The organism is Ardenticatenales bacterium, from assembly GCA_020634515.1.
Taxonomy (GTDB): Bacteria; Chloroflexota; Anaerolineae; order Promineifilales; family Promineifilaceae; genus JAGVTM01.
Map to the genome: position 1 here is coordinate 359,721 of JACKBL010000005.1, position 24,957 is coordinate 384,677.

The 24,957-nt window shown below is 60.4% G+C and carries 17 protein-coding genes and 1 CRISPR repeat array (1 of these 18 cut by a window edge); of the genes, 9 read left to right on the forward strand and 8 right to left on the reverse strand.

What is annotated here, in order from left to right; genetic code table 11:
* The first annotated feature begins 250 nt into the window (after positions 1-250).
* The 7 genes from aroH (at position 251) to H6650_15595 (ending at position 6,009) form a co-directional block, all read left to right on the forward strand.
* The gene (gene aroH / locus H6650_15565) at positions 251-745 is read left to right on the forward strand and encodes a chorismate mutase (GenBank protein ID MCB8953424.1); all 495 of its coding nucleotides are present in this window, start codon (positions 251-253) and stop codon (positions 743-745) included.
* Positions 745-1,761 carry a 3-deoxy-7-phosphoheptulonate synthase gene (gene aroF, locus H6650_15570; GenBank protein MCB8953425.1) on the forward strand — a complete coding sequence of 339 codons (1,017 nt, stop codon included), beginning with the start codon at positions 745-747 and terminating at the stop codon, positions 1,759-1,761. Before aroH ends, aroF begins: the two co-directional genes overlap by 1 nt.
* Before the next feature lie 257 nt (positions 1,762-2,018).
* Complete coding sequence (locus H6650_15575) at positions 2,019-2,705, forward strand: hypothetical protein (GenBank protein ID MCB8953426.1); 687 nt, start codon at positions 2,019-2,021, stop codon at positions 2,703-2,705.
* Between the two features lie 430 nt (positions 2,706-3,135).
* Positions 3,136-3,375 carry a hypothetical protein gene (locus H6650_15580; GenBank protein MCB8953427.1) on the forward strand — a complete coding sequence of 80 codons (240 nt, stop codon included), beginning with the start codon at positions 3,136-3,138 and terminating at the stop codon, positions 3,373-3,375.
* Positions 3,365-3,775, forward strand: coding sequence for a PIN domain-containing protein (locus tag H6650_15585; protein ID MCB8953428.1), 411 nt, complete (start codon positions 3,365-3,367; stop codon positions 3,773-3,775). Before H6650_15580 ends, H6650_15585 begins: the two co-directional genes overlap by 11 nt.
* 186 nt (positions 3,776-3,961) lie before the next feature.
* Positions 3,962-5,068 (forward strand): ATP-binding protein, encoded by a 1,107-nt coding sequence (locus H6650_15590; GenBank protein MCB8953429.1) that lies wholly within the window; start codon positions 3,962-3,964, stop codon positions 5,066-5,068.
* An 8-nt stretch (positions 5,069-5,076) separates the two neighbouring features.
* Positions 5,077-6,009 (forward strand): VWA domain-containing protein, encoded by a 933-nt coding sequence (locus H6650_15595; GenBank protein MCB8953430.1) that lies wholly within the window; start codon positions 5,077-5,079, stop codon positions 6,007-6,009.
* A 124-nt stretch (positions 6,010-6,133) separates the two neighbouring features.
* Here the strand turns inward: H6650_15595 and dnaN are convergent, their stop codons facing one another.
* The 4 genes from dnaN to H6650_15615 all read right to left on the reverse strand — a co-directional run bounded on the left by dnaN (position 6,134) and on the right by H6650_15615 (position 16,880).
* A complete protein-coding gene (gene dnaN, locus H6650_15600; GenBank protein MCB8953431.1) occupies positions 6,134-7,267 on the reverse strand; it encodes a DNA polymerase III subunit beta in 1,134 nt (377 codons plus the stop codon).
* A 348-nt stretch (positions 7,268-7,615) separates the two neighbouring features.
* Positions 7,616-8,152: a tRNA methyltransferase gene (locus H6650_15605; GenBank protein MCB8953432.1), complete on the reverse strand. Its 537-nt coding sequence runs from the start codon at positions 8,150-8,152 to the stop codon at positions 7,616-7,618.
* 49 nt (positions 8,153-8,201) lie between these two features.
* Positions 8,202-10,616, reverse strand: coding sequence for a HEAT repeat domain-containing protein (locus tag H6650_15610; GenBank protein MCB8953433.1), 2,415 nt, complete (start codon positions 10,614-10,616; stop codon positions 8,202-8,204).
* Between the two features lie 543 nt (positions 10,617-11,159).
* Complete coding sequence (locus H6650_15615) at positions 11,160-16,880, reverse strand: S8 family serine peptidase (protein MCB8953434.1); 5,721 nt, start codon at positions 16,878-16,880, stop codon at positions 11,160-11,162.
* A gap of 510 nt (positions 16,881-17,390) precedes the next feature.
* Here H6650_15615 and H6650_15620 point away from each other — a divergent pair.
* A complete protein-coding gene (locus H6650_15620; GenBank protein ID MCB8953435.1) occupies positions 17,391-18,956 on the forward strand; it encodes an L-lactate permease in 1,566 nt (521 codons plus the stop codon).
* A gap of 112 nt (positions 18,957-19,068) precedes the next feature.
* On the opposite strand, the gene gmk is transcribed toward H6650_15620, so the two are convergent.
* Positions 19,069-19,704: a guanylate kinase gene (gene gmk / locus H6650_15625; protein ID MCB8953436.1), complete on the reverse strand. Its 636-nt coding sequence runs from the start codon at positions 19,702-19,704 to the stop codon at positions 19,069-19,071.
* A 401-nt stretch (positions 19,705-20,105) separates the two neighbouring features.
* Here gmk and H6650_15630 point away from each other — a divergent pair, with 401 nt between their 5' ends.
* Positions 20,106-20,498, forward strand: coding sequence for a zinc ribbon domain-containing protein (locus H6650_15630; GenBank protein MCB8953437.1), 393 nt, complete (start codon positions 20,106-20,108; stop codon positions 20,496-20,498).
* Here the strand turns inward: H6650_15630 and H6650_15635 are convergent.
* The 3 genes from H6650_15635 to H6650_15645 all read right to left on the reverse strand — a co-directional run bounded on the left by H6650_15635 (position 20,446) and on the right by H6650_15645 (position 24,304).
* Complete coding sequence (locus H6650_15635) at positions 20,446-21,108, reverse strand: dTMP kinase (GenBank protein ID MCB8953438.1); 663 nt, start codon at positions 21,106-21,108, stop codon at positions 20,446-20,448. The two genes, H6650_15630 and H6650_15635, sit on opposite strands and share 53 nt — an antisense overlap.
* A gap of 401 nt (positions 21,109-21,509) precedes the next feature.
* On the reverse strand, positions 21,510-23,171 hold the full coding sequence (locus H6650_15640) for an AAA family ATPase (GenBank protein ID MCB8953439.1): 1,662 nt from the start codon (positions 23,169-23,171) through the stop codon (positions 21,510-21,512).
* A gap of 146 nt (positions 23,172-23,317) precedes the next feature.
* Positions 23,318-24,304 (reverse strand): hypothetical protein, encoded by a 987-nt coding sequence (locus H6650_15645; protein ID MCB8953440.1) that lies wholly within the window; start codon positions 24,302-24,304, stop codon positions 23,318-23,320.
* A 183-nt stretch (positions 24,305-24,487) separates the two neighbouring features.
* A CRISPR array of direct repeats spans positions 24,488-24,957; the repeat unit is 27 nt; unit sequence GTTTCAATCGCGGGGGCGATTCTGGGG; it runs 13,547 nt beyond the window's last position.

Genomic DNA, 24,957 nt, shown 5'->3' on the forward strand with positions numbered 1-24,957 from the left:
TTGGTGGCACGGAAATCGCATGATCCCTTTCACATTCAACGCCTTTTACGTCTATTTTAGCCGACCCATCCCGCGCCGCGTCCGCGCAGGAGGCCCTTCCGCGCCAAAATAGAAGCCGAAGGTCCATCCGCAAACAGCAACTCAAGACGCGGCCTCAAGGTCGCGTCTTTTTTTTGCCTGTTTGAAAGGACAACGGTCAACGCAACGCCACAAGGATTGAGTATGCCTGGTTATTTTTGGAGGATGACGTATGTATGAGCAGCAAGTAGACGGAAACCATCTTGTCGGGCAAGGGATACCCACGCAGCCGTTGGTTTGTCGCGGGGTGCGCGGCGCCACGGTCGCGGCGGTGAACAGTAAGGAGGCGATCCTGGCGGCAACGCGAGAGCTGTTATACGTGATGATTCGGGCGAATGGCATTGAACCGGAGGCGGTCGCCAGTGTTTATTTCACGACGACGCGCGATCTAAATGCGACGTATCCGGCTCTGGCAGCACGGCAGCTTGGGTGGTATGATGTGGCCTTGTTGTGTGGACATGAAATGGACGTGCCGGATGGTTTGCCGGCATGTATTCGAATCCTGCTGCATTGGAACACACGGCAAGCGCAGGATGAGATCGTCCACGTCTACTTGCGCGAGGCGCAGTCGCTGCGCCCGGACAAGCAGTCGCTGCCGCCGATTCCGCCGGAGGAACTGGCGGCGGCGTTCAACGGCACGTTGGATGGGATAGAGGTGGTTCGATGATGCTCGTGATAATGAAAGTAGATGCCGGCATGCGTGACATTTCCGCCGTTATTGCCCGCGTCGAAGACCAGGGCTGCAAAGTCCACATCTCCGAAGGTAAAGAACGCACCGTCCTCGGCATCGTCGAAAACGGCCACAAAATCGACCGCGAATCCCTGGAACAAATTCCCGGCGTTGAGCGTGTCGTCCCCGTCACCCAACCCTTCAAGCTCGCCAGCCGGGAATTCAAAGCGGACAACACCGTCTTCCCCATTGGCGACCACACCGTCGGCGACCAAAACCTCATCGTCATGGCCGGACCCTGCTCCGTTGAAAGCCGCGCCCAGATCATCGAAACCGCCATCGCCTGCAAAGAAGCCGGCGCACACGTCCTCCGCGGTGGCGCCTTCAAACCACGCAGTTCCCCCTACGCCTTCCAGGGCCTGGGCGAAGAGGGCCTGCGCTACCTCGCCGAAGCGCGCGAAATCACCGGCCTGCCCATCATCACCGAAGTGATGGAACCATCCCTCGTCCCCCTCGTCTGCGAATACGCCGACGTCCTCCAAATCGGCGCCCGCAACATGCAAAACTACGCCCTGCTGCACGCCGTCGGCGAGTCGCAGCACCCCGTCCTCCTCAAACGCGGCATGAGCAGCCTCATGGAAGAGTGGCTCATGTGCGCCGAATACATCCTCAGCCACGGCAACACCCGCGTCATGCTCTGCGAACGCGGCATCCGCACCTTTGAAAAATACACGCGCAACACCTTCGACATCAACGCCATCCCCGTCGTCAAACATCTCTCCCATCTCCCCGTCATCGCCGACCCCAGCCACGCCACCGGCAAATGGGAATACGTCGGCGCGGCAGCCCGAGCCAGCGTCGCCGCCGGTGCCGACGGTGTAATCATCGAGGTCCACCCCCGCCCGCAAGAGGCCCTCTCCGATGGGCGGCAATCGCTCACCCCCACAGACTTCGCCCGCCTGGTACGCGAAATGCGCGCCATCGCCCAGGCCGTCGGGCGCACCATTGAGTGACGAGGGGCGAGAGGCAAGAGGCGCGTGAACCGGACCACGACAACTATTCTAAGGAACGGAGATAAAATAAGACGAGGAATCTTTTCCTTACCGTTCCTTCACACTGACGATGCAATTCCGTACTTTATTTCATCGTCAGTCCTGCCAGACGCGCCATGCAACAAAACTACTCATCCCCAAAATCCCCAAAATCTGCGAAATCTGCGATCTCCTTTCCGCGAAATCTGTGACTCTATTGACACGGCGAGTTAACAACCATGACCCAATTGACCATTGTCCAAGAATTCAAAACCCCAGGCCGCGGACCGTCCGGCCTCGCCTGGGACGGCACTCACTTATGGAATGCCGACTTTTCCCGGGCGCGGATTTTTCGTCTGGACGTGCGCCAGGCTGAGGCCAGTGGCATCCTGGCCCCCGACGACGAACTGCTGTGTCCGGGCACGCTCAGCGGCCTCGCCTGGGACGGTCAGGGTCTCTGGCAGGCCCTGCACAACGATGGCGTGGTGCGTCGCCTCAACCCGACCACCCACGATATTGACATGGATTATGCCATCGGTCACGGCTGGCTGGCCGGGCTGGCCTGGGATGGCCGCCTGTTGTGGGCCGTGGCCCAGCAGCAAGGCCAACTCCTGGGCATTGATCCGCAAAGCGGCAACGTGCAGCGCACCCTGTCCGCCCCCGTTGCCGGCGGCGGCCTGGATTTCCATGCGGGCCACCTCTGGCTCGGCTTCCCCGACCGCATGACCTACGATTCCGATTCCGAGTCCTTCGACTGGGCTAACGACCCGCCCGCCTTCGCCCTGGCACAAATCGATCCCGCCACCGGGCAAGAAGTAGCCCGCTACGGCCTCGATTTTCTGCCTATGGGGGTCGCCTGGGTCGGCGCGGACATCTGGCTCTCCCACGCTCGCCACGGCAAACTCCTCCGCGCGCGCCTCCCCTGAGAGTGTCGCTATCTCCCCCATGCAGTATAATCCAATGGTTTAAGGCTGGCACAACAAAACCTTTCTGCCAAAGAGAAGCACCCGCTGAACAAGAGCTAATACACAATGTTCGACTTTTCCTTAGTTGGTTTATCACCGAAACCTGACTGGACCAGTCCCGCCGTTTTGCGCGGGACCCTGAACTCCTGGCCCACTATGAAGTTGACGTGCTGCCAGCACTGTCCATGGCTAATGTGCGCGCCATGCTAATGGCCGCCATGCCTTTGCCACAGTTGTTGCCCAAGGAGACAACCTGGTACCTCAACTTTATGATTTTGAGTGGTTTATTTCCCCAGAAACTCCAGGTTCTCAGGGGACTGTGAAAACCTATATTCCGTTCGGTTCTGAGCAGAATCTGCTAAAATAGCATTGTTCATAAGGAGACAATTCCATGATAGCTGATACGCAAAGTCTAGATCGCATATTTAGCGAAGCCAGACACCTCTCGCCAGAATACCGGCTTCGCCTTGTGCAAAGAATCATACAGACGCTTGTTTCATCTTCACCTCTTCAAGAACCGCAACCGCTACGTTTTGGTGAGTTTGGGGGTGATGAAGCAGCCATGTCTACGATGGAGGATTTTGCCATAGCCGAATGGCGACCTACGGATGAGGAATTAGATGGCCCATAAGTATCTTCTTGATACCCATGCTTTGGTCTGGTTTGTAGAAGGCAACAAACGGCTGAGTGAGTCAGCCAAGGCAATTATCGCGGCAACTGACAGCCAAATGGTACTACCGCTCATCGCCCTGGCGGAAGCATCTCTGATCATTGAAAGAGGTAGAACAACCATATCAGACATGTCAAAGTTGCTAAACCGCGTCTATGCCGATACGCGCATCGAAATCTTCCCGCTTACATTGGATGTGTTTGAACGCAGTTTGACTCCCGAAGGTTTACAGATGCCTGAACTCCATGACCGATTTATCGTCAGTACAGGGCTTCATTTACAAGACTTGGGCGACACTGTTGAAATTATCACGAAAGATCAAGCGATTACTGACGCTGGTGTGCTATCAGTCATTTGGTGATCAGGTTCGCATCACTTGTGTAAGGACATCTAACAAGACATGAACCAGACGCGGTGAGCAGTTAGTGACTCGAGTCTGGCGAAATCCACATAAGAGTGGTTAGATGGCATCAGGATAATTTGGTCATGAAACTGCTCGCCGCGTGACCGCCCTGGACAAGATTGTTGTTGTCGGAGAGATGATTTTATGAGTTTTCGTGCTGTGTACCCGTTTACGGCCATCGTCAACCAGGAGCGCATGAAGCGCGCCCTTATCCTCAATGCCGTCAACCCGCAGATTGGTGGCGTTCTCATTCGCGGCGAACGCGGCACCGCCAAGTCCACGGCGGCGCGTGGTCTGGCGGCCCTTTTGCCGGACATCACGGTTGTCGCCGACTGCCGCTTTGGCTGCGACCCACTCCAACCGAGTAGTTGGTGCGACGACTGCCGCGCCCACCACAGCAATGGTTCTCTGGTCACCAGCATCCGCCGCACCCCGTTCGTGGACCTGCCCGTTAGCGCCACCGAGGACCGCGTGGTGGGCACGCTGGATATTGAAAAGGCGATCCAGCGCGGGGAAAAGCATTTTGAGTCGGGCGTGCTGGCTTCGGCCAACCGTGGCCTGCTCTACGTGGATGAGGTCAACCTGCTGGATGACCATGTGGTGGATTTGCTGCTGGATTCGGCGGCGATGGGCGTGAATGTGGTGGAGCGGGAAGGCATCAGTTTCAGCCACCCGGCCAAGTTCATCCTGGTGGGGACGATGAACCCGGAAGAAGGAGACTTGCGCCCGCAGTTGCTGGATCGGTTCGCCTTCGCGGTGCAGATTGCCGGGTTGTCCGACCCGCGACAGCGGATGGAGATCATGGAGCGGCGCATTGCTTTTGAGACGGACCCGGAGGCGTTTCGCCGTCGCTGGCAGGAGCCGGAACGTCGCCTGTCGGCGCAGATTGCCCAGGCGCGGGAGTTGGTCAATAAAGTGCGGTATTCGCGGCGCGATCTTGCCGGCATTGCCGGACTCACCGCTTCCATGAAAGTAGACGGACACCGGGCGGACCTCGTCATCTTGCGCGGCGCGCAAGCCCACGCCGCCTTCGAAGGCCGCGACCACATCGGCGAACGCGACATCCTCCTCGCCGCCGAACTGGCCCTGCCACATCGTATGCGCAACCAGCCCTTCCAGGAAGCCGCCATTTCCGCCTACGACCTGGAGCAACGTCTGGAACAGGCGCAAAGCGAATGGGGCCAGGGCGAAATGCAAGAACAGATGGACAACGAGCAGGAAACCAGCCCCGTAAAAAAAAACAGGCGCTGAATTCTGACATGCAAGAAGGGGCGGACATCGGCCAGATCGAAGCCGCCCCGCAAACCATTCCGCATACGCCGCAGGAAGGCCACTGGTGGGAAGGGGGCCAAAAAGCCCAGTCCGCCCCCGAGTTCACCGCGCGCCGCCTGGACACGCAACTGGACCGTTTGACGCGCAAAACTGCCGGCAAACGCTCACGCACCAAAACCCAACGCAAACGAGGCCGCTACATCCAGGCCCGCATCCCCAGGCAAGGCAAAAAAATCACCGACCTGGCCTTTGACGCCACCCTGCGCGCCGCCGCCCCGCACCAACGCCAGCGGGATCGTTCCGACGTGGCCCTGGCGCTGGAAAAGAGCGATCTGCGCGAGAAAGTGCGCGTGCGCCGCTCCGCCAACCTCATCCTCTTCGTCGTGGATGCCAGTTGGAGCATGGCCGTCTCCGAACGCATGGAAGCCACCAAAGGGGCCATTATGTCCCTTCTCTCTGACGCCTACGTGCGCCGCGACCGCGTCGGCCTGATTGTATTCCACAAAAATGATGCGCGGCTGGTACTGCCCCCCACCAACTCCGTGCAGTTAGCGCAACGCACGCTGGCGGACATCGCCGTTGGCGGCAAAACCCCCCTCTCCGCCGGCCTGCTGCTGGCCTACAACGTCTTCCGCCAGGAAGCCGTACTCCACCCCGACGTGATGCCCCTGATGATTCTGCTCACCGATGGCGCGGGCAACGTGAGCATGTCCGACCTGCCACCGCAGGAAGAAGCGCACCGCATCGCCCGCTTGCTGAAAGAGGCGGACGTGCGCTCCGTGGTTATCAACATGGAGCATGAGGCATTTGATCAGGGATTGGCTCGCCTGCTGGCGGAGAAACTGGACGCCCCTTGCTTCTCCCTCGCCGACCTGCGCGCGGAAACGCTCTACCACACCGTGCTTGATCAGCTTAGTTGAACCGGTTAACTTCCTAGACAGGAGCTGTTTTAGGAACGGAAATTAAACAAGACAACGAAGTTGTTTCCTTACCGTTCCTTCAAACTGACGATGCAATTCCGTACTTTACTTCAATCGTCAGTCCTTAGCGCCCAAAGTGCATGGGCATAATGACGTGACGGAAGCCTTCGTAGCCTACGGGTTTGAGGACGCCTGGTTCGCGCGCCGTGCGCGTCTCCAGGGCCACCTGCGGTGTATCGATCACGTTGAGCAGGTCCGTCATGTATTTGACGTTGAAAGCGATTTCTACCTGCTCCCCGTCCACGCTGGCATCCACCTGGGCGATGTTGTCGCCCGTTTCCGCGCTGGTGGCGGCAATGGTCGCGTAGCCGGGCATGATCTCGTTCCCCGGTGACACCTGCACGCGGGCGGTGTTGCTGGATTCGCGGGCGAAGATGTTGGCCGTTTTGCACGCCTTCAGGAACTCCGCCGTGCCCATCACGGTGCGCGTCAGGTAGTGGTCGGGAACCAGTCGCCCCACATCTGGGAATGTGCCATCAATGAGTTGAGATACGACCACCGCGTCGCCCATGTCAAAGATGACCTGATTGCGCCCCGGGGGGATGGACAGGGTGATCGTCTCCACGTCATCCGGGGCCACGCGGGCCACTTCGTTGAGCGCGCGCGCGGGAATGATGATGCTGATCGGTTCGGAGACGAAGCCGGGGAATTCCGCCGTGCGCACGGAGAGGCGGAAGCTGTCCGTGGCGGACATGGTGATGGAGCTGCCTTCAAACTTGGTGGCGACGCCGGTCAAAATGGGGCGGGTGTCGTCGGAGGCGGCGGCGAAGGCGACCTGGCTGATCATCTGTTTCAGGAGGACGGTGTCCAGGCGAATCTGGTTGTCGGCCTGGGGTTCGGGCACGAGGGGGAATTCCTGGGCGTCGATGCCTTTGATGTTGGCTTCGGTGCGGGCGCAGGCCAGGTGTAGGGTCTGCGTCTGTTCTTCGAGGTTAAGTTCGATCAGTTCTGCCGGCAACGCATTCACGAGATCGCTTAAGGTTCGTGCCGGCACGGTAATCGCCCCACTCTCCGCCACTTTCGCCCCAATCCAGCAGGTGATCACAATCTCCAGATTCGTTGCCGACAACTTCAGGCGGCCACTGTCCGTCGCCAGCAGCACGTTCGACAGAACGGGCAGCGTGGAGCGGGTGCTTACCGCCCGCGCCACCGTACTCAAACCCCGGGCCAGATTTTCTTGCAGGCATGAGACCTTCATCTTCATTCTCCAGTTTACAGGACAGTGGCGCTTTGGGAGCGGGGGCTTCAGCCGGCCCACATATGGGGTTTGAACCGGCTGAAACCTCGACTCCGATCACCATATGTGAATTCCGCCAGACTCAAGCAGTTGCTGTGGGATCAATACCAGGCGCGACGCTTCTAGAGGACGTTTGACAAGATAGATTCCTTTCTCCCGTGCCACACCGCTGGCGGCGAATAGACGCAAAGTTTTGTTGTAATACCCCGCATGTCTACGTCAGCTAGTATACAGAATTTGCTTGCGGATAGCAAGCGTGTTTTTGCTCCTGATTTCCGTCTCGCCCGCGCTGCCAGGCAGCGCGCGCTGTCAGGCGGCGCGCGCCGTGTGCAGAATGTGGTAGACGACAATACTCAGAGCCACATGCACGTTTAGCGACAGCCCTTTGCCATACATCGGCAGAAAAACCGCGCCATCACATGCCCCCAGCGTCGCTTTCGTCACGCCGTGGTCTTCGTGTCCGACGACAAGGCACGTTTTCGGGGGATAGACATAATCCTGATAGGGCAAGGCGGCATCGGTCAATTCCAGCGCCAGCACGTGATAGCCATCCTGCTTCAGTTGACGTATGGCCTCCACCGCCTCCGACTCGTAGCGCCAGGGAACGCGATCCGTCTTGAAGCGGGCCACTTTCGCCACGGTAGCTGTGTTGGGCAGCGGCGTGATGCCCGTGAGGACAAGCTGACGCAAGGCAGCGGCCTCCGCCAACCGAAAGATGGAGCCGACATTGGCCGGATACTCTACGCTTTGTAGCAGCGCTGCCACTTCCCGTGTCACAGGATGCGTACGCCGGTATGCCTTGAGAAACCGCTTCAAATCAGTGCCGATCAATGGCTTTGTGTTCATGGTGCGTGTCCGCGGGTGTGGGAGGAGAGGAGGCGTATGCCCTGCCGGTTCAAGTAGTTGTCTTTTGCGGGCCGGTGTTTTGCCCTACCCAATGACCATGCGCCCGGCTCATCTGGCACAAAGCCTGGAAGGCGGCTTCGCGCACCTGAGTGGAAGCGTCTTCGAGCAGGGATGCCAGTGCCGCTGCCCCGTCCAGACCGGTCATCTGGCCGATGGTGGCAATGGCGGCCAGGCGCACGTTTTGCGGCTGCATGGGTTGGAGTACGTCTACGAGTACGGATAGCGCCGCCGCGCCGCCGGGAACGCCGCGCCCCTGCGTGGTGGCCCATTCGACCAGCCAGGGCTGATCTTCCGGCGGTGTGGGCTGCCACAAGCGATTGGCGATACCCTTACTCTCTCGCAATTCGACAGCCGCTTCAGCGACGGATTGCACCCGCCATTGGTCATCTTTTTGTAGTCTCCGCAGCAGCGCCGTGGCCCATTCTTCTTCGACCAGCGCCAGACCGAACACGGCTGCGCGGCGCAACAGCGGATCGTCGAGCGTTGCCGCTTCTTGCAGCGTGGCCACGTCCGCGCCCGCATTCAGTCCAATGGCCTCCGCTGCCGCCTGGAAGAGTTGCTCATCGTCACCGGAGAGGATGCGCAGCAGCAGCTTGTCCGCCGCCGCGTGGTGCAGCCACCCCAGCGCGGCCACCACACCCTGGCGCACCGTCGCGTCCTCGTCCGCCAATGCCTGGGAGAGGAGGTCCAGGGCGGTGGCGTTTCCTAATGCGGGTAGGGCGGCCACAACTGCCTGTCGCAGCAGGGGATTGGGGCGATGGAGTAGTTGGCGCAGGAGCGTGAGGACGCCCGCTTCGCCTGTTTGCGCCAGGGCGAGGATGGCGCGCTGGCGCATGACCGCGGGCACATGGGGTTGCATGACGAGGCGACCCAGGCGCAGCAGAATCTGGCGGCGATGATCGCCTGCTTCCACTATTTCCGGCAGCCAGGTGACGGCCTGGAAGAGGCCATCTTGCAGGGGGTCGGTTTCGCTGTCGTGTAAAACGGCATCGACCAGCCCGACCGCGTCTGCGCGTGCGGCGTAGAAGCGCAGTGCGCCGTGCCAATGTGGATCGGCAGTGGCGTCGCGGGCGGCGGAGAAGGGTTGTGTTTGCGCCAGGTGGCTGGCGGCGAGGAAATCGCGCCAGATGGGTGAGCGAAAGCGCCATGTGCCGGTTTCCTGGTCGGTGAAAAGGCCGCTTTGCTCGCTGAAGCGCAGCAGGCGGCGCGGCGCGGTGCGCTCGCTGATGTTGTAGCGGGCGCAGGTTTGTTCCGCCAGGAGGATTACGTCCGCTTCGGTCAGGCTGTGTTCAGGTTCGGCCAGCCGGCGATAGGCGATTTCTTGCCACAGTTCGCGGGCGGCGGGGGCCTGCCAGGGGGGATCTTTTGCCGGCAATCGCGTCCGCAACGCAGCCTCAAAACGGTCCACCCAGCGGGGGGGGCGCTCCTTCTCCGAAGGGGCGAGGCCGGCTGCTCCCTGTTGCAGGCGTAGTGTCGTTTGCCACGTTGCCTGTCCGGGCGACCAGAAGTGGGAGAGGGGCAGTGGTTCTTGCCCGGTGGCCGCGGCTAACTGGCGCGCCAGGGATTCCGCTTGCCCGCCGCGCCAGGGAAGCAGGCCGCTGAGGACGAAGCCGGGCAGCATGAGGGGGGCGTAGCCGCGTTCGGGGGCGGCGATGAGGACGCGGGTTTCGGGGAATGGGTGCAGGAAGCCTTGCAGCCAGGATGCGAGGCGAGGGAGTTGAGATGCCGGCATTTCATCCGCCCCATCCAGCAGCAACAAAACGTGGCCCTCGGCGAATTTGCGCGTGAGGAGGTCGGAAATGCCGGCACTAACCACTCGTCCCAATCGCGGCTGCAAAAGCGTGCACAGCCCCTCCATGTCCGACGGCCATCCCGCCTGGGCCACATCCGCGGCGTGTAGCCATAACGGCAAATGCTCCTGCGCGCCCTCATTTTCCCCCGTGGCGAATAACCAACCCACATAAGCCAGCAGCGTCGTTTTCCCTGCGCCTGCTTCCGCCGCCAGCAGCACCCGTCGCCCATCGCGCCACAAGGAGCGCCACGGCAACAGGGAGGGCGGGGGGACCGCTGTGTGGCCGGCCAGCGTGGGCCAGAGATGATAGAGAGCGCGAATGCCGGCATCCGTCGTTGCTGTCGTGTCCATTTCCGTCAACGGCGCGATGATTTTTGGCGGCACAAACACCTGAGCCAATGCGACCGCGCTGCCCCAATCATGTTGTCGCGCCAGCCATTGCGCCAGATCGGCGCGATACCGCTCCTCCGTACTCGACTGCACCCAATCATAGGTGCGCCGCCAGCGCGCGACCAGCCGCTCTCCGGTTTTCTCCAGCCGCGGCCAGAGCCAAAAGAAGAGGGTTGCCCCCAAGAGCAGGCCTAACCCTATGCCCAGCAGCAAGGATAGCATATCGAGCCGCCATAGCATTGTGCTGCGCCCAAGCAAAAAAGCCGGGATAGAGAAGGATTTGAATAGCATAAAACTGGTGTGATTGACGCTGACGCAATCGATTGGCGAAGTTGGCGTTAAGGACTGGCGCTGAAATAAAACGGAAGTGACTATACAGGTCATCTGCCCAGATTGGACCAATTTGCTCTGGTTGAATCTTATTGATGTCTACAAAATTGGTCCAATCTCTCGGAGACGTGAATAGTTACAAACGGAAATTGTAGCGCCAGTTTGAAGGAGCGGTAAGGAAACAACTTCGTTGTCTTATGCAATTTCCGCTCCTAGGCGTTGAGGCCGCTATCTTAGCACGCCCGCGCGGTCTTGTCACAGTTACGCACTTCCCAGATGGGCGTCGTTTTCCCAACCGCTCCCGTCCTTCTGGAGATTGTCCCCGCCGCAACTGTCTCAACAAAAAAGCGGTAGGTTTCGTGCGAAACCCACCGCTTTTTCTGTTTGACAAGCACCTGGTCAGCTCGCGCTCACCAGGTGTTTGCTCATGAGGGTTTACTTAAATGCCGGCAAAGCCTCCGCGCCCAAAGGCGTGGTGGGAATGCCGTTCTCGAAGCCTGTGACGATGCTGGCATCCCAGGTTCCCCAACGACCGGAGCCGTCGGTGCAGGCCCAGTAGCCCTGAACCTGGAGGTTGCCCGCGTAGTGGCCTTGCGAGATAGCGCCACAGCGGGAGCCGTCGGTGTAGATGAAGCGAATGCGTGGCGGGTTGGGGATGAACTGCCATGCACCCATACCGCCGCTTTCGTCCATGTACGTGCCATCATCGTAGAAGGAGAGCGTGCCGGAGATCGTGCCACCACCGCGCGTGTAGTACGTGTAGTCCAGTGTCAACTGCGCGCCGCCACATTCCACGGTCACGTCAGCCTGGGTCATTGCCGGCATACTGCCCGGATTGTCGGTGTCGTGAACCACTTCATTGGACAGCGTGCCGCAGGCATTCTGGTCCACCGTCACCTGGTAGGTGATGGTCGCCGGTTCCTGCACCACGGGCGCGAAGTCGAAGCAGACCGCCATGCCGTCGGTGACGGCGATGTCGTTGTAGGCGTACTGAACGCCCGCCGAACCATCCGCATTCTCCAGACCAATCGTGCCCGCCGTTACGTCGCCGGTGAGGTTGTTGTAGGCGAAGACGTACTCATACTCGCCCGGATCAGGCTCGTAATAGGCAACCAACTCGAAGTCATAGGTCGGGTTGCCGCCGGCAGGCCAGTCTTCCACGTCGTCGTACTCAATGACAACGGCCACGGGTTGACCGCCGCTGGTGAGGTTAGCAATTGTTACGCCCCGGTTTGTGCCGGCATCGTAAACAATTTCCATGTCTCGCCAGAACATCGCCATCAAGTTGTCCGGATCACCCGCCGTCGGGATTGGCTCATTCACCCACGGCTGCGCTCCAGGCGTTGACGGCTCAAAGAAGGCAAAGCCATCGTCCGTGAAGTGAATCAACTCACCCTGATACTCACCGAAGAAGCTGAACGGACCGCCCGTCGGGTTCACCGAGTAATCAACTGTGTCGCCGAAGACGGTCGGATCAGGCGTGATGCCATAGGCCGCCAGGTCCACGTACGCGCCATCCGTCGCCAACGGAGCCGTGCACCCACCCGGATCGGTATCACTGGTTGCTATCTGGTACGTATAGCCCGGAAGAACCATCGTGCCCGTCCAGGTCAACTGGTTCCCCACCACGTCTACCGTGCCGAAGGAAGCAGAAGCCGACCCAGGTACGTAGGTCAGGCCATCCGGAATCGTATCCGTGAGCATGTAACTCAGATCTTCATTGGTCACGTTCGGTTGCACCGTGATCGTGTAGGTCAACGTATCGCCTGGATTGGGCGCCGCATTGTCCACACTCTTGGTCACGTCATCCGCCACGCGGCTCAACGTTACCGGAGCACTCCCCAGGTTGCCCGGATTGCCCGGATCCGTACCCAGGTCAAAGATGCCATACCACACGAGGCCTTCGCTGAGCAGACCCGTGCCGTCCCAATAGACGCGCAAGTCAAACGGCTGGCCCGGAGGAACCGCGGCAGGGCCTTCCACCCACATCAGGCCCGCATCCGCATCCGGTACGGAGGCCGTCGCCAACGTTACTTCGTCTGGCGGATTGTCGGATTCCTGCCAGTTCTGCACCAACACCCACCAGTCGCCTGGCGTCGGGTTGTCGAACTCGCAGATTTCCGTCCAGGAAGAAGTCGTGCTGGCGCATAACTCTTCACCCGGTTCGGGGCCGTTGCCATTGGTGTCCAGACCGACGAACAGGTCAATGTCCGGCGCCTCGGAAGCCGTGATCTGAGCCACGAACCAGAGATCACCGGGGTTAACCGTGACCGAGGTCCAGAAGGTGGTGCCGTCGTTCAGATTGTCGTAAGGATCGGTGTTGGTCGGGTCCTGGCTAAGCATCTCGGTTGTGATGGTTGCCGGAGCCGGACCGTGGAAGGTGGAAGTGAGATCGGTGATCTCAATCGCCGTGTTGTCAGGAACCAACCAGGAACCGGCGTCACGCCGCGTGGTGATGTTCACTTCCGTCGGCAGCTCGCCCAGCACTGGTATGACGGCCACAGGCATGTGCGCTTCGGGGATTTCCCCGCCGCCACCGCCGCCGCCGTACTCAATGTTCAGCGTCCATTCCTGGAACACGCCGGTGTCGCCACCCGCGCTGTCGCCCATGCACAGCATCCACATGCCGGAGGCGTTCTCGCCGTTGAAGTCGGCGAAACTGCTGTGTCCGACCACCGAATCAGGATTCGGGTAGTAGTCGCAGCGACCGTCCGTCGTGCAGACGAATTCGGAGGAGCCGATGGTGTTGCCCATCGTCTCCGCGTCGTCGCCAGAGGCATCGTCGAACAGCAGCGGCGTGCCGTCCAGGTTGGAGCTGTCGCCGCAGCAGCCTTGTCCATCGTCGGCAGGCTCAGCGTAACCGACGCGGCTAAACACGCCCAGAATGTTGCCATCGGGGCTTTGCAGTTTCACTGTCAGGTCGCCGATCCAGGTGTGGGTCGCGCCCAGAGACAGGGTGACGTTGCTCACCGTCTCGCCGCCAGGAATGCTGGAGGCGTCGATGGTGTCGCAAGCCATGCTGCCCAGCGAGCCATCGTAGGCATCGTCGGGGATGTCCAGGTTCGGGTTGGAGGTCTCGCTGAAGCTGCCGCCGCCGCCGCCGCCGGCCACACTCCCTTCAATGATGAAGGGGAAGCCCTGCTGCGTGAGCGTACCGCCGTCATTGGCCGGACCCCAGGTGCCCGTGTACTGCATGGCGTTGCCCGTGGTCGTTTCGCCGTTGATGGTGATCGGCGGCGCCCACGGACCAGAGTACGAGGCGCTGCCGTCCGTCATCCAGTCCAGCCAGTACGTGCCGGCAGGCAGGGTGACGCCCGCGGAAGCGACGTTGGCGAATATGGCGCGACCGGTCGTGCCTTGCGTCGTCTCGCTAACGCGATACATGTTGGCCCAGGTGGAGTTGGTCAGGCGGTTGGTGCCGGTGTCGCCAAAGATGACGCTGCTGCCCGGATCATTGGGCGGGCCATCCCAAATCTGGTAGTAGACGCCCGTAATCGGGGAAGGATTGGTGGGCGCGTTTGTCTGGTAGCCAAAGAAGGTGATCTGGTCGATGTTCCAGCCATCGGGATCGCTAATGGTGAAGTCATCGGCGATGCGGTTGCCCACGGTGAACTGGTGGCCGAAGCCGAGGGTGGTCATGAGCAGGGTGGTGCTTTGCAGCACGCTTTCGTCCGCGCCGCCCGCGCCGCAGCCGGCGCAGTTGACCAGCGGGCCGTTGTCGTAGAGAACGTCCTGCGGAGCCTGGTAGTCACCGAGGGCGGGAGCCGTGCCGGTGGGGGCGTTACTATCCGCGCCGGTCGTTTCCCGCGCCAGACCCGGGTCGCCGCCGGTGAGGACGGGACGGTTCACGGGCGCGTTTGCCGGGGCCGGGGTGAGGATAACGTTGGAGAAGGTCCAGTCACCGGGTGTTGCGCCGGAGGCATCTGCCGTGATGGTCAGTTCCTGCGTTTCGCCGGCCATGAGGCTGAAGCTGGCCGGTTCAATGGTCAGGGGGAAATCGCCTGCCCAGCTTGCCGTCCAGGAGCCGTCCACGGTGGCCATGACTGTGCGCGTCCAGGAGCAGTTGCCGGCCACGCATTGTGAGTTCGCCATGCTGGCGATATTCAGGGCACGGGGATCGCCGCCCAGATCGGGGTTGGCGTCCGTGAAGTTGCTGATGGACTCATCCAGCACCAGGCCAGCCTGGGCCGCCCAGTCCACCTGCATCCGGCCCGCGCCCATGTCGAACGGGTCGGCGGGGGTGACGTTGTCTTCTTTCGTCGGACCCATGTACACGGCAGTGGTCATGATCGCCGACTGAATCTGCGGCGGGGACCAGTTCGGGTGGAGCGATTTCAGCAGCAGGCTGACACCCGCGTCGTGCGGGCTGGACATGGACGTTCCGCTGAGGAAGTCAAACTCGCTCTGACCATCCGGCGGGATGACGCCATCGGCCACGGCCGCGTAGATGTCTACGCCGGGACCCATGATGTCCGGGATGATGGTGTCAAACGTGGTATTCGGACCACGGGAGCTGAAGCCTGCCGTGTGATCGCCGTTCGCCGGGTCTACGGTACGCACCGCTTCAGGGATGGTGGCCACGTGACCGGAACCACCGGCCAGCCACGCTTCCAGCACCTGGGCGTCGGCGTAGCCAATGTGCGCTGCCGGCAAAAAGTGCGGGTCGGCGTTCGTGGATTCACCATTGCTGGCCGCGTTGGCCAACACGAAACCGCCGGCGCCGCCGGCCAGGACGTTCGCGCCCTTGTCCACGCGGGCGATGGAGCCGCGGTCGCAGACCACGATTTCACCACTCCACGTTCCGGGCGGGAACGGGTTGAGGCATTGCTCCGGATCGGGGTCGCCGTTGTCATAGTCTCCGGCGTACACAATCATCTCCGGCCCATAGCCGGCGGTGATGGCGCGGCCAACCATGTCGGCGGGCGGATTCGTGCCGCCGCTCATGTTGACGATGCCGGTTTCATAGGTGCGCGCCTGCGTCGCCGCGGCGACGCTGGTGAGCCAGGGGGAGCGGTGCGCGGCCGTGGAAGGACCGGGGCCGCTGTTGCCGGCGGAGGCGGACACAAACACACCCACCGCCGTCGCGGAAAGGAAGCCTTCTTCTACCGGGTCGCCCCAGGCCAACGGACCACCGCTGATGGAATAGTTGATGGCGTCGATCAGACCCGGATAGATGCCGTTCAATTCCACAATTTTGTCAATCGCCTCCAAGACGGAGAAGGTGGGGCAGCCAGCCGTGCAGACGTCCATGGACATGACGTGCGCGTGCGGGGCCACGCCCTTCACCTGCGCCTCAATCGTGATGGTGGGCGCTTCCAGCACGGCATCGGCGAAGTTGCCGGCGGCGGTGCTGGCGGTGTGGCTGCCGTGGCCGTCGGAGTCTTCCGGCGTCACCGCTTCGGTGACGAAGCTGTACGCGCCGATGAGTTTGTCATTGCAGGTGTAGGCGGGGTTGTACTGCGGGTCGCCCGGATCGCAGACGCCGAAGTACTGCGGCGGGGCGGGGAAGTCGTAGCCATCCACCGGGCCGGGATCGGCAAACGACGGATGATCGAAATTGATGCCGCTGTCCAAGACGGCGATGACGGTTCCTTCGCCCAGGCTGGGCGTGCCCGTGGCGCTGCCGTCCCAGACGTTGTTCGCGCCGATCCATTCAGGGCTGGAATCCGTAACCATCTGTTCTATGCGTTCGCGGAACAGCAGTTTCACGCCGTTGAGGGTAGCGACGGAGGCCGCTTCTTCGGGCGTGAGGGCCAACACGACGGCATTGAGCGCGTACTGGTACTGCGCTCCCGCGGTCACATTGCGCCCAAGGGCGGCGGCCGCCGCACTGACCAGAGAATTCTGCGCGTCAATCAAGTGAGCGCGATAGGCCACGGCGGCCGCGCTCTTGATGTCGAACGTGCCCGCCGCTTCGGCGCTGGTGGCCGCCAGGCCGGCGACGCCGCCATTGTAGAGCGCCAGGGGGGCGTCGTTGAGTTGCACGATGTAGTTGGCTACACCAGTGGCTCCCTTGTCTTGCACTATCGGAGCCGGAACGCGCTCAACCGCTACCGGTTGAAAGCTCATCTCCGATGGTTGGCTCGCGCTGACGGTGGCCGCGAAGAGTGAGACCAGTGCGATCAGGACGATAGCCAGGATAGATTTTTTACTCATTGCATCTCTCCTAAATCAGGCTGTAGTTTTCCCGCAGGCAAGGCGCGTGGGAAATGCGTTTGCCGCAAGCGGATACGGAATGGGGATGGATGATAGAACATTGGTGAATTGAAGTTGTGCTTATGAAAACTCTCCTTACTTCTGATATCAAGTGTCCTTCATTTGCATAAGCGCAAACGCAGTTCTCGCAACAATGAGGGGGCGTTTGCTGCTTTTGGCTAGAGACTGGAGGGGGCTAGAATTTTTAGTCCGGGACGGCTGAAGTTAGATGAACAGTCAGGCTGTTGTTCCGGTAGCAGCAGAACAAAGCAATATGGATCGTAAGACTTATGTCTGCCCAGGAACGCGCTCATCTTAGGCTAATTTTAGCCGCTGGCAGTATTTCGTCAAGGAATGTGGGGAGCCTGGTTAGATGATGGTCTATAAGAGGGTTTGTACGTGGGGGGAATGCCGGCACAAAGGCAGACCACGAGTTATTCTTTACGCGGCGGTTAGGTTATACTGACGACCATGCAAATTCCAGAAAAAACGTTCGTAAATGTCTTGTTGGCGGCGTTGCCTTTATTGTTGGTGCTCTATTTAATGATGGGGCGGCGATGGAAGGGTAGTCAGGCAGGTCCGGTTGGTTGGGCGGTGGCGGCGGTGGTGGCCGTGGTATGGTTTGGCGCGGGGGCTGATTTGTTGTGGGTGGCCTGGGGGCGGTCTGTGCTGCTGGCGCTGTACGTTCTGTACATTATTTGGATGGCTCTTCTGTTTTATCATGTGGTGAATGAGGCGGGGGTGATCGGGGCGATGCGGGAGATAATGCCGGCATTTGCGCCCGACCGCACCACCCAAGCCCTCCTGCTTGGCTGGTTATTCGCCTCCTTCCTGCAAGGCGCCAGCGGCTTCGGCGTCCCCGCGGCTATTGTGGCTCCATTGCTCGTTGGCCTCGGATTCGCCGCCGATCAGAGCGTGGTGATGGCCCTGATGGGACACTCCTGGGCCGTCACCTTTGGCTCGCTCGGTTCCTCCTTCCTGGCCTTGATGGCGGCCACGGGGCTGCCAGGAACCATGCTCGCCAGCCCTGCCGCCACTTTGTTGGGCATAAGTTGCCTGCTGTGCGGTTTGGGCACGCTGCTAATCGCCGGGGGCGGGGCCGCGTTGCGCCAGCGCTGGTATTCTGCCGTGGGGTTGGCGGCGATTATGGCCGGCGTGCAGTGGGGATTGGCAACTGCCGGATTGTGGACGCTGGCGGCATTCGGCGCGGGCTTTGCGGGCATGGTGGCCGGCATCCTTCATTTTCGTTTTGGCTGGTTGGACCGGGGGCGGATGCGCGGAGAGGCCAACCGTGCGGTCAAAATGGACCGGGGGGCTTTGTGGTCCATTTTCTTCCCCTATTTGCTGTTGGTGGTGATTATCGTGCTGGGGCAGTTGGCGCTGGACAAACCTCTGAATGCGGTGCAGTTGAATTTCACGTTTCCGCAGGTGCGTACATCGTACGGCTGGACGACGGCGGCGGGAGCGGGCCGCTCCGTGTCGGTGTTTGGGCACGCGGGGGCGTTGTTGTTGTACAGTAGTGTGCTGGCTTATGCCTGGTTCCGTCGGCGCGGGACGCCGCGTGGTGACGGATACCGGGCTTCTCTGATCGTGCGGAAGACGGTGAAGGGTTCGGTGAGTTCGACGCTGGCGATTTTTACGCTGGTGGCGATGGCGGTGACGATGCAACATGCCGGCATGACCCAACTCCTGGCCGAGACATTAAGCAACACAGGCCGCCTCTTCCCCTTCCTCAGCCCCTTCATTGGCGCCCTTGGCGCCCTGATGACGGGCAGCAACACCAACAGCAACGTCGTCTTCGCCCAGTTGCAGCAGCAAACCGGGCAGGCCCTGAATCTGGCCCTGCCCCTCATCCTGGCAGCGCAAACCACCGGCGGCGCCTTGGGCAGCAGCTTCGCCCCCGCCAAAATCATTGTCGGATGCAGCACTGTTACCGGAGCGGACGATGGGCGGGTGCTGCGTTCCGCCACTGCTTACGGCCTGATCATGATCACCATCATCGGCGTCATCGTTTGGGTTGCCAGCGCCGTGGGATAGCCGCGCCTACTTCGGGTTCGTCCAAAATAAGCTTTGCATTATCCTACAAGCAAGAACCCTTTCAGCGCATCCGTCAATTCCCGAACGAAGCCGCTATTAACGGATGCGCCCTTTATTTTAGACGCACCGGATGCTGATGGACGCGGCTGTGCGCCGCCTTGACAATCGCCAGAATCCGATCGACCGTTTCTTCCTGCCTGCCCGCGGCATTCACCACGCAGTAGTCAAACGCCTGCACCTGCTTCATTTCCTGCCGCGCCGTGGCAATGCGCAAATTTAACCCTTCCGGTGTCTCTGATTTGCGTTCTTGCAGTCGCTGCAACAGGGATGCTTCCGACTCCGCCACGAGGAAGATAGAGATGCAATTGGGAATCAGTTTGCGCACGGTGGCCGCGCCCTGGATGTCCAGGCGCATGATCACGTCTCTCCCGCTGTCCAAAGCGTCCCGAATTTGCTGCTTGGGAATGCCTTTGTAGTCGTTATAGACGACGGCGTATTCTAGCAGTTCGTCATTCTCGATCATGGCCGCGAATTGGTCGCTGGTGACGAAGAAATAGTCATACCCTTCCACTTCTCCCACGCGCGGCGGGCGGGTCGTGGCGGTGACAACGAAATGGAACTTTTGCGGCTGCGTGGCAATCAGTTGGCGGGCGATAGTGTCTTTTCCCACGCCCGAAGGACCAGAAATGACGACGAGGACGGGGTATTCAGGACGCTGATAAAGGTTTTCCTGTGGCAAAGCAGTCAATTCTCCTCTTGAAATAGGGTGTAGGGCGAGTTTCTGGAAAGTTGGCGGTTGGTGGCGTTAGCGGCGCTGCCGGTTCGTGGCAGAATGAGCATTTGCTTCGCCTGTCGGGTGATGCCGGCATTACGAATATCCTCGTGCTGCCTGGCGTGCCTCGCGGGAGATACGGGGTGATTTCGTTGTTCAGGACGGTTGGCGTTTGGTGGCGGATGGCAACCATATCTTACCAATGAACCGCCAGGAATGCACGCGATGGGATAGTTCTGCCGGCAACGAGCGGAGACGTTATAATAGAAGACGTCAGGCCGTTTTTTCACGAGGGGTAACTGCGGAGCGTTAGTAGTTACCACGAGGGCAGCTTTTCTTGCTGCTTCCGTTTCTCATTGACGAGGTGATACACAATCATGCCAATGTATGACTACCGCTGCCAGAATTGTCGCCGTCGCGCGCGCTTGTTTTTCTCCTACGCGGAATATGACTCAGCGGAGCCTGTTTGCCCGCACTGCCAGAGCAATCGGATGTTGCGCATCATTGGCCGGGTGGCGTTGGGCAAGTCGGAGGAAAGTCGTTTTGACGCGCTGGCGGACGACAGCGTGATGGCCGGGTTGGATGAGGAAGACCCACGGGCGCTGGGCCAGTTTATGCGCAAGATGAGCCGGGAAATGGGCGAAGACCTGGGGGATGAGTTTCACGAGGTGGTGGACCGCCTGGAAAAAGGGCAGTCGCCCGATGAGATTGAGTCGTCTATGCCGGACCTGGCGGGCACGGAGTCGTCGTTTGCGGGGGATGATTTTTAGGCAGCCGGGCTGCGATGATACGACGTAGGTCGGATTGGACGACCTGAGGGTCGCGCTGGGCGTCCAGGACGACCCATCGTTGCGGTTCGGCGGCTGCCAGCGTATGAAAGCCGTGCCGCACGCGCTGGTGAAAGGTGAGGGCTTCCAGGTCCAGGCGGTTCATTTCTTCGCCACCCTGGGTGCGGCGGGCCAATCCTGATGCGACGTCTATGTCGAAGAGGATGGTCAGGTCGGGGATGAGGCCGCCGGTGGCGAAGTGGGTGATCTGGCGCAGGGTGGGCAGGTCCAAGCCGCGCCCGTAACCCTGGTAGGCGAGGGTGCTGTCAAAGAAGCGATCGCAGAGGACGAGAATGCCGGCATTCAACGCCGGACGAATCACCTCATGCACAATCTGCGCCCGCGACGCCGAATATAGCAGCAGTTCCGTCTGCGGCATCATCCCCGTATTGCGCACATCATGCAAACAATCCCGAATCTGATCGCCGATGCGCGTTCCCCCCGGTTCCCGCGTCGGCAACACCTGCCACCCCTGCTCCCGTAAAAACGCCCCCAACAAACCGATCTGTGTTGTTTTCCCTCCGCCTTCCGGCCCCTCAAACGTAATAAACATACCCTGTCCCGAAAAGTAGAGACTACAAAAGTCCCGATCTGGCACATCGACGGATGCTCTGCCGTGAGATTTTTGTCGTCTTTTCAAGTGAACGATTAATTGGTGGATTTGTGAATCGTCGAATGGCTAATGGAGTCATCCTGCTCTGACCACCAGACTACCCAAGATTGGTTCATTCTCCAGGAATGGTAACCGCCAGGCCAGATTGGACCTGTTTTCTCCGGTGAAATTGGCCCAATCTCCAGAGAGCGATTAAATCAGCGGAAATGCCTGGAGAGCGGCTATCCAGCTAGTCAGTAACCGTCCGAAAAAAGGCATGAAGTTATTTTCGGACGGTTACTTAGCCGTTACCAGGAACGAACCGATCTGAACAGGAGCGAGTATCCGGTCACGGAATTCGTTTACATGGCGCTGCTCTGTTCCGGGGTTGTGCCTTCGTTGCGCGCATTGTTGAAAATGCGCACGTGCCGATTTGGTTCCTTGCCGTAGCTGTGCGAAACCAGGTTCGCCTGGCGCGCCAGTTGGTGTTGGTAGCGACGAATGGCGGAGCCGGCGGGACTCAAGTCCACGCTGCCGCGTCCCGACTGAATCAGGTTGATTGCCTTCTCCGCCTCGGAGATCGCTCGCTCAAAAGGGTCCTGAGGCGCTGCCTCCAGGCTCAGCGCCTCCGCCAGAAAATTCTCGATCTGGTTGACCGTATTGGCTCGCAGAACGTAAATCGGTTTCCGCTTCTGTTCCGCGTCGCTGATCACGCGCCGCCGCCGCCGGTAGTAATTCTTCAGCGTCAGCAGCACATCCGCGTCGCTGAGTTCGTCCACCAGTTCGACGCGCACGCCCAGTGATTGCCCCGCCTGGATGATGCGGTTACGCGCCACGCCGTAGGAGAAGATGCGCAATGATTTGGGCGGATCCCCGCTGGCTACGAAATTCGCCTGGGGCCGCCCGCTGCCGTTGCCGCTGCTTTCCTGGCGTGCGCGTCGTGACGATTTGCCGGCATCTTGTGCGCGCTGCCCTTGTGCGGTGGAGAGAGTACGGGGCGAGAGGCCGGGCGCATCCTTCAGCAGTTCTTGCCGCTCCACCTGAATCTGGCCGTTTTCATCGCGGAAGCGTAGTTCCACATTCATGGGGCGGCGGCGCAACATGGCATCCACGGAGTCGGCCACGCTGCGATGCACCAGCAGTCGCTGTCGGTCCTGGATTTCCACCATGATGTTAAAAGTAGGTGGTGCGCGCCGTTCCAGGACCGTTTTTTGCGTGCCGCGGCGGCGGGCTTCCTCGTCGGAGAGGGTGACGCTTTCGATGCCGCCGACCAGATCGGAGAGGGTGGGGTTGAGGAGCAGGTTGTCCAGGCTGTTGCCGTGGGCCGTGCCGATGAGTTGCACGCCGCGTTCGTTGATGGTGCGCGCGGCTTTGGCTTCCTGCTCGCGCCCGATTTCGTCGATGATGATTACTTCGGGGTTGTGGTTTTCCACTGCCTCGATCATCGTCTCGTGCTGGTGGGACGGGCGGGGAACCTGCATCCGGCGGGCGCGCCCCACGGCGGGGTGGGGGATGTCGCCATCGCCGCCGATTTCGTTGGAGGTGTCTACGATGATGACCCGTTTGGTTTCGGAGAGGACGCGGGCCATTTCGCGCAGCATGGTGGTTTTGCCCACGCCGGGGCGACCGACGAGGAGGATGCTGTTGCCTTCGGCGACGATGTCGGCGATGATGTCGAGTGTGCCGTAGACGGCGCGTCCGACGCGGCAGGTGAGGCCGACGACTTCGCCGCGGCGGTTGCGGATGCCGGAGATACGATGGAGGGTGCGGGTAATGCCGGCACGATTGTCATCATCGAAATCCCCAATTCCCTCCACCACCACGCCAATTTCCGCCTGCGTCACTTCCCCCTGGCGCAGCACCACCTCCCCATCAAAGTAACGAGCCGTGGGTTGGCGACCGAGGTCCATCACCACTTCAAGCAGTTCCTCGTCGCGGTCGATTTCTTGGATTCGATCCCGCACGCCTGCCGGCAGCACCGCCAGCAGCGCGTGCAATTCTTCTCTAGCTTGTTCTTTAGACATTGTTGTTTTGTATCTTCTTGCTGTCTGGTGCATGAAGCGGCTGATTGCCGTCGTCCCAGGAAAATTCAATTCTTACGGAGTGTGTTGTTGCCACGGGCTTGCCCGCGTGGCGCAATCAGTAGGGCGAAAGGGGCAAAACGAGCACGTCAGGAGCGTTGTTTCGGTCGCGCCGGTGGGTGCGAGATGAAAGGGGTGCTGCCGGCAACTTGCTTGCTGGCGATGACGGCGGCGCGTTCCGGCTGCAAGGCGGGTGCGCGCTTGACGATGTGCCGCACCATGACGGCGTAGCTGCCGCTCAGCCGGAAACCGAGCCGCGGTAGGATGTTTTGCAGCCAGCCCTGGTAACGGGGAACGCAGCAGTAAAGGGGGCGGTCGGCTTCGGGTGGTTTGAGTTGGAGGGCGGCGGCGATGATGGTTTCTGCCGGCATATGCGCTCCCGGATGAATGAACAAACTTAACCAGCTTGCTCCTGGTCCATCGCGGCGCTGCACCAACGCCGTCATCTCCCCATCCTCATGCAGCACCCACACCGCCCCATCTTGCAGCGGCGGTGATGGTTCCACCAATTGAATCAATCGGGGAACGATGTTCGCATAAAGCAAATGGATGTCCCAATCATCCACTGACTTGCGCGGGGTGAGGATCTGCGGCCCGGCCGCTGCCTCATACGTCCGCAGCATCCACACGTCCTTGCGCGTATACACGGCAAAACCGGCACGGCGCAGCAGCGGCAGCTCGTCGCCCAACTCGCTTACTTCCGCGATCAGGTGCTGCACTCCTTGCTGGCCTGCTTCCACGGCCAACTGGTCCATCAGTGGCAGCCAGATGTCCAGCGCATCGCCATTTCCTTGCTGCTCGCCCGTCATGGCAGGTTCCGCCAGTTCCAGGCCGACGCGAATCAATTGGGCCTGCGCGCCCTCTTCGCGCAGTTGCAGTTGCACGAAACCGGCAGCGCCATTTTCGTCCGCTTTCCAGATGTATGTCGAAAAGGGGCGGCCCATTAACATGCCGGCAAGCGCGCTGCGTACAGGGTGGACGTCGCTTGTCAGCGCCGACTCAGCGTGGAAGGAAATTGACTCACCACTCAGGCGATGTACCAGAGCCAGATCACGCAAATCAAAAAGGCGTATCATCACTCAGGAGTGTAGCAACACGCGCCCGTCCCTGCAAGCAAATCCGCCACCCACATAGGATTTTTCAGTAGTCGTATCGAAGGCGGCTTTTCCCGAAGTTGCGGCGATTTGCCACAAGAGTGAGAAGCAAACGCGATTTGCTCCAACTCGCTTTCGGATGGCAGATTTCCGGACTACTGAAAAACCCTGTCACGAGGGCGATTCTGGGGGGATGCGTGAACCGTAAGGTCTGGCCTACGGTTTGCGGTCAAGTTTCAATCGCGGGGGGCGATTCTGGGGGATTCATGCTCCGCCAGTCTACCCAGACCAGCCGTATCATGTGCGTTTCAATCGCGGGGGGCGATTCTGGGGGATTCATGCGGGCAAGGCGCAAAACTGCCCTTCGTAATGCAGCGGTTTCAATCGCGGGGGGCGATTCTGGGGGATTCATGCAAGAACATCGTCGGACTACCGATAATCGGCCATAAGTTTCAATCGGGGGGCGATTCTGGGGATTCATGCCAGAAAGTTTAGGATACCAATTAGTGGGTCGCAAGTTTCAATCGCGGGGGGCGATTCTGGGGATTCATGCAACGCCACCGCCCATTCCGCAAACGCAGCCGCCGGTTTCAATCGCGGGGGCGATTCTGGGGGATTCATGCCCCAAAAGTTGG